Here is a 6,513-nt window from a genome sequence, read left to right as displayed (position 1 = left end):
TTCCTTGGGATAAGTATATTTCTCCCTGTTGGTTAAATTGAACCGCTGTTGATTCTGTATTCACTGTTGATGGCATAGGGGGTGCTGGCAACCGGGGCCGGAGTTTAACTAAGGTCTTCAAAACGCAAAACGATTATAGCCCGTCTTGACACCAACAATAGCAATCTTGTTCCGCTAATGTTCATTTTTTTTATTGGTTGATAGTCGTGGGGGCAAAAACCCGGTTTCTTCAATGTGATTGATATCAATTCCGGTTGCACCAGAATGGTAGAGGACACGGCTGGGCCCAAGGAGTGTCAACTTAACGTCAAACCTTCTGGTGGGTAAGGTATCATGTTGCCCAGGTATTCGGAAATGGGTGAATAGATGCTCCGTCCATTGACCCGATTTGAGCGATAGAATTATCCATAGAGATTGATTTTCCTTGTGTAAATTTTTATTTATGGTTTTATGTGCATTTTAACATTAACATAAACTTAAATCAACTATTTTGATTAACTCTTGCAGTTCATGTAAATCTACAAACATATCCTTCAGAAAAGGATCATAGGGATCATTAAACTGAGATGATTTATTGTTATCGATCAAATGATAGTGTTTCAATCCTACTTGATTACAAAGTTTCCAATAACAAGGATTAACATATCCTGGATTGAAAAATTCTATTACTTTGGCAGTAAGTGGACAAAAAATCACATTAGTTAGTCCGGCACCATGTGGTGCTACTATAATTTCCGCTCTACTAAATAGAAAGACCTGTTCTAATAATGACATTGTTTCTAATCTGACAGGTTTAAATCCCAAATTAGTTAGAAAATTTAAGACTTCATCTCCATTGATGATGCTACGGCGATTTGGAGCATTTTCACGAACTATATATATCCGCTGATTTTTTTCGGCATGATTTATCATACCGTCATTGAGCAGTCGAATCTCCTTAAGAAAAGATTGTCTGAGGAATTGAATAGCCCAAACTTGACTCTCATAAATAGGGGTAGTTACCCATAAGCGATCGGCTTGAATATGAGGAAATTTAGAACTTTCTAAAATTTTTTCTGTAGAGATTCCTAATAGTCTTAAACTTTCTACTTTATAATTAGCATCTATGTTATTTACCACAAATTTATCTATAGTAGATAAGTCAATATTGCAATCTTGCAGTATTCTTATTTGAGGGAGAAGTTCAATCATCCAATGATAATAATTAACACAGTCTCTCTTAGAAAGAAAAGCTACTGTACCTTTTATGGAAAGAGCATTTGGTATATAAGGGGAAGAAGCAATTAAACCAGGACTACCATAGGAAAGATCGTCAATTAGCTCATGGTTAAGCCCAATGATTGCCCGATTGTAAGTATCTGACCAGCCTCTACCACTCTCTATTAGAGCAGCAAAAGGTGTAGATTCGGAAGGAGCCGATTTTTCTTTAAAGGCCTCGTTCAAGGTAGCAGAACTTATGGTAGTAGATGCGTGTAAATGAGTAACTGTTTCTGGTGGTTGCCATGTCATTGTACTAACGCAGCTTTGACTGTTTCTAGCATGACTAACTGACCACTGTATATCGGGTTGACAAAATTCTTTGATAATACTATTAGGAACAAAACCAACACGACAGCTTTCACTTTCCTCTGGTCTGCCTAATGATGCCATTACTCCTGCTAAGAGCTGAATATATACCCACCTATCTGGCTCTATTTGGAGAGCTTTTAAGTAGCATCTAGCCGCTTCTCTAAAATCTTGTTTTTGTTGCAGCGTATGACCAAAGTTAAACACATAACTGTAACAACCAGGATTAATTTCAAACAAGCAACGATAACAACTAATTGCCTGCTCCCAGTGTTCTTGCTGAATAAATATTTGACCTAACTGGTCTAATTTTTCTAAATCCAAGAGATCCGGTTGTAGTTTTTTAACTTCCAGCCAGCAATATAGGGTCTGATCCCATTGATTTTTTTGATAAAATAGTAATCCTATATCTTGATAAATTTTTCCTGCTTGTGGATGTTTAGCTATAGCTTGATAGTAGAGTTCTCTTTGATGTAAATTTTGTTTTTCTAAACTTGCAGAAAACAAATGTTCAAAGTCTTTTGCGTCTAAAATTTCTGGGTGTGATATGGTAATTTGATGCAAATAATTAAGCGCCTCTTCTTTTCTCGCTTGTTGCCAGCAAGATTGAAATAAATAGTAATGATTTTGTGCTAAAAGTTGATTGTCTCGCACCTGCCTTTGTTGAATAGCATCAATTAAATCCAGTTTCAAGCAATCTTGATAGGATTCCAACTCCAAGGCTTTAAGAAAAGCCTCGATCGCCCCATCCAACTGACCTAATTTGACTAAGCATTTTCCCAAACCATAATAGGTCCCAAAATGGTCTAAGTTTTTTTGGATCGCTTGGCGAAATGAAGTAATAGCATCTTCCAAGTTCCCCTGTTTGGCTAAAGCAGTGGCAAGATGATGATAACTCCAGCTAAATTCTGGATTGATTTCGATCGCCCGTTTGTAATAACCTATCGCCTCTTCTACTTCGCCTTTGTTAAGCCAAATACAAGCTAAATGGTAATAAGACCAAAATGAGTGTACATCTAGTCGAATAGTGTGAGCATAAGCTATTTCTGCTTCACCCATTTTCCCCTGCTTTCTCATACTTTCTGCTAATTGCAACCAACAATCTGCACTAAGCTTATCCGGTTGTATCTCACTTAACTTTAACCAGCAATTTAGTGCCGCTTCATAATTTCCTAAAGATTCCAATAGCCGACCAATTTTTTCATACAAGCTAGGATCATCAGGGCTTAACTCTAATGCTTTTTGATAATACTTGATAGCCTCTTCAGTTTGTTGCATGGTCTCCCAAGTATCACCTAAACCCAAGTATGATTCAATACAATCAGGATTGATTTCTAAACTGAGTTGATAAGACTTTATTGCTTGATGAATTTTCCCGTTTAAGCTTAGCTCTTTGGCTACATTAACATAAGCTAGAGCATAATTTTTCTTCTCTAAGAAGAACTGATGCAGAGCGGCGGCAGCTTCAGCCAGATTTGAGCGAGTTAGATGGTTTTTGAATATTTCTTGTAAATTGATATTATCTGTGAATGATTTACTTTTTTGATCGGGAGGATCTATCTGGAAATATTCAGAACGAACATGAACAACTGTATTATCGCACTCAGCAAATTTCCACCAGTTCAAATGATATCCTTCTAAAAAATATTTATATAAGCTTTCTATGTCACTATCTACAGTAGCATCAAACCAATTAAGATAAGTATCTTGAACCCTATTAATTGTTAAAGTAAGACTTTTACTTTTCTCAAAACAAGCAATATACCTTCTGCTATTCTCCTTATGAATTGCAAAATATTGGACTAAATTACCTTCCAGGTAATTAGGATTAGTGATATTATTAGCGATTTTGATTAAGTCTAAAACATCTTTTGTCCTATAAATAGAGGCGCTAACTTCCCAAGGGTAAGACCAGTAAGATTCGGGTGCATTCGTCCAGTCACATAGCAAATATTTTTGCCGATTTATCAATTGGGAGTATGGGTGAATGTTTTTACCGAGTCTGAGACTGAAAGCCAATATGTTTGAATCTTCTTTAAGAGACTTTACACACACTTCAGGATTGAAGAATGATTTAAAAAACACATCATCGCATCCCCACAATATAAATTCTCCCGCTTTATTTATAATGGCTATCAAGTCAGAATAAAAATCTTTTTCTGCAATCCAGTTTACATCTGAATATTTATCAATTAAGTTCTGATAAGAAATATCCGTTTTTTTGTAGAGAACATAGACTGAGCTTTCCTCCATACCTGAATAATAGAAAAGGCTTTCTAAGTAAGCCTGAAGTTGTAGGGGTCTATCTTTGGAAAAGACTATAACCGATATGCGATCTGAGAGGATGTCACCTTCAGGCAATTGTTTGGGAAACATAATAAAACTCCTTGTACCAAATAAACAACACAACGACCCCCGAATTAATCTATTAACAGATTAGCGAAACGCATATTGATTCCCGGGGAGAAAATCTATATCTACAGTAGTGGCTCCACCGCTCGCAGCTATCTCACCAACTCTGAAAGCAAAAGGAAAAGCATCTCCTACTCCTAAGTGATAAGCAAGCAAGAAGTGTTTAGCATTAAACCACTGATGCGTCAAAATATAATCTTGAGCAAAATCCGAACATTCGCTCAAAGCCCAAGTTGATATAAACAAATCCACATTGTTTATTAGACAATTGTCTAATAAATTAAGAGGTAGTAAGTTAATTTTACCTGCTGCAATTGACTGATTAGGCTCATTTATAAGGTTAACATTAGTTTCACCCAAAATGCTTCCCAAGTATAACCATTGAATGACGCTAAAGATGGGCGTGTCAATGATGGTGTAGGTTAGCTCCTCACCCTGTTTCATTTTCTTAAAGATTTTCGCAAGATTGCCATAACCACCACCCCACTCTACTACTGATTTAATATCTGTTAATTTGCAGTTAGTATGCTCTACAAATTTAGCAATGTGGTGTAAATGGTGAACAGTGTTATAAGAGGTTTCTATACCACCATATTTCGTAGTTACAGGGGGAGTACCTATGCAATCTTCCTTCAGTAAAAAAAGAATTTTCTCTGGGGGAATCTGTGTTTCTAAGTAAGCAATTTGATGTTTATAGAAGCGGTCGTAACCAATAAACATGGTTTCCAATATTACTTGATTTCCGAGGAACGAAATGGGGGGAATTGGCAGTATACTTTCTTCTAACTTTTCATTCTGTTCTTCCCAATAAGGGAGTATTAGCTTTGGATTAATAGGATGCTTTTTAAGAAGGTTATATTTCGACTCAAAAGCTTGACTTAGCTTGTTAAAATTATCTACTTGATCTTTTAGTGGTAAGCCAGTTTGTACTTGACGTTCCTGGAACAGAGGCAAGTAAATTCTAATAATATCATCTTTAACTTCCCATACATGATTAGGTAAATTTTTAGCTACTAATTCCTTTAACTCAGTCAGTGCTGGATAGTCGTTTTCGCCTGTAAAGCAGCGAGCATCATCTATTAAAATTACATGATTTTCTTTTTGAGGGTGATTGAAAATAGCTTGTAGCTCTTCTCTGATAGGAGTTTCTAACTGCCCCTTCGCAGTGATTCCGGCTGAGTAATGACCATCAAGCCAGAACAAACAAGGTTCTTCTATTTGAGGCAAAATTGCGGGAAATACTTTACCACTGTCACCTTGGATGATCTCCACAGTAGACATTTTCCACAATTTAGTTTTTGCCTGAAGATAAAGTTCTGAACTTAGTTCTATTGAGACAATTTTTTTAAAAATGTCTTTCATTGCAAATATCATGTCCCCCAGATATGTACCTGTTTCAACCAAAGTATTAAGTGCATATTTCTCTGCATAATATCTGACAGCTTCCTCTTTGACCAAATGAGGCGTAGGAATTGGTCTACCATGTGCCAGCCAATTCGCAATCTCAGCATTTTGCGCTTTACCCAGATGTACAACCCAAACTACATATTCACCTGGTTCTTTCAAATTAGGTAAAACTTCAGAACCCGCAGGTTCGGGTGTTAAGAAAACTTGATCTAATACTGTATATCCAGGGAAGTAAGAAAGAAGCTGTTCTATAGAAAAAATGCGATGAGCATTGTAAGCAATGCAAGGTATTCCGACAGGTACACTGAGAACTATTTCCCCACCAGGTTTCAACACTCTATTAATTTCTACACAAGCACTCCTCGCACCATCTGGCATAATTGGGTCGCCATACCTACCAAGACCTATATGTTCCACTACACCCAAAGAAGTAATAAAATTTTGAGAATAGTCCTCGAAAGGCAGCTCCCAAATACTGCCCTCAACAACTGTTAGTCCTGGTAAATCAACTTGGACTGGTCTTATATCAACAAAAGTAGTAGGAACAAACTGAGAAATTATCCCAGAATACAACAAGGTCGAACCTATATCTAGCAAAGACTCAGGGCGACGTTGAAAGATTTTGCTGCTAGCCCAAGTATCCTGGTAATAATATAATTTATCAAACGGAGTAGATGACGTTTTATCTTCCAAGCAAGGAAAGAAAGTCAAATTAGTAAATTCTTGAGATTCCCGTGATGTTTTAAATTTAAAAAAATAAGACTCAAAATCCTGTTTATAGTTTTGCCAAAGGGGATGGTTAGTTTGATTAGCATCCCAGGTCTGGACATATTCAGTTAGTTCTTTTTCGGGATTCATTTTTTTTTACTCCGTTATTTTTAGTTGTGTTTTTCAGTGGTTCTGAGTTGTTAGATATTTGGATATCTACAATAGCTTTTAGAGGGCCTACCCAGCAGTGAGTCATTAGGCTGTTTGTTAGATTAGACAGCGCATAATAATTGATTTACGCTATTTTTTCAGCACCTCTTCCAGTCGCGCCGAAATCCCCCGCTCGCCCGGCCGAATCTGCAACGCCATTTGATAAAAGACGATCGCCCCATCCGGCCAACTGTGCCGCACCAAAGCATC

At 37.0% G+C, this 6,513-nt stretch carries 2 protein-coding genes; both read right to left on the bottom strand.

What is annotated here, in order from left to right; translation table 11 throughout:
- Nucleotides 1–465 precede the first annotated feature (465 nt).
- Entirely contained in the window at nucleotides 466–3,942 is a 3,477-nt protein-coding gene (locus tag QUA34_RS29550) for a tetratricopeptide repeat protein (protein ID WP_333391018.1), read from the bottom strand.
- A 60-nt stretch (nucleotides 3,943–4,002) separates the two neighbouring features.
- A complete protein-coding gene (locus QUA34_RS29545) occupies nucleotides 4,003–6,243 on the bottom strand; it encodes a DUF268 domain-containing protein (RefSeq protein WP_333391016.1) in 2,241 nt (746 codons plus the stop codon).
- Nucleotides 6,244–6,513 lie beyond the last annotated feature (270 nt).

This window comes from Microcoleus sp. POL10_C6, from assembly GCF_036701585.1.
Lineage (GTDB): Bacteria > Cyanobacteriota > Cyanobacteriia > Cyanobacteriales > Microcoleaceae > Microcoleus.
This window is presented reverse-complemented; position numbering and strand designations above follow the sequence as displayed.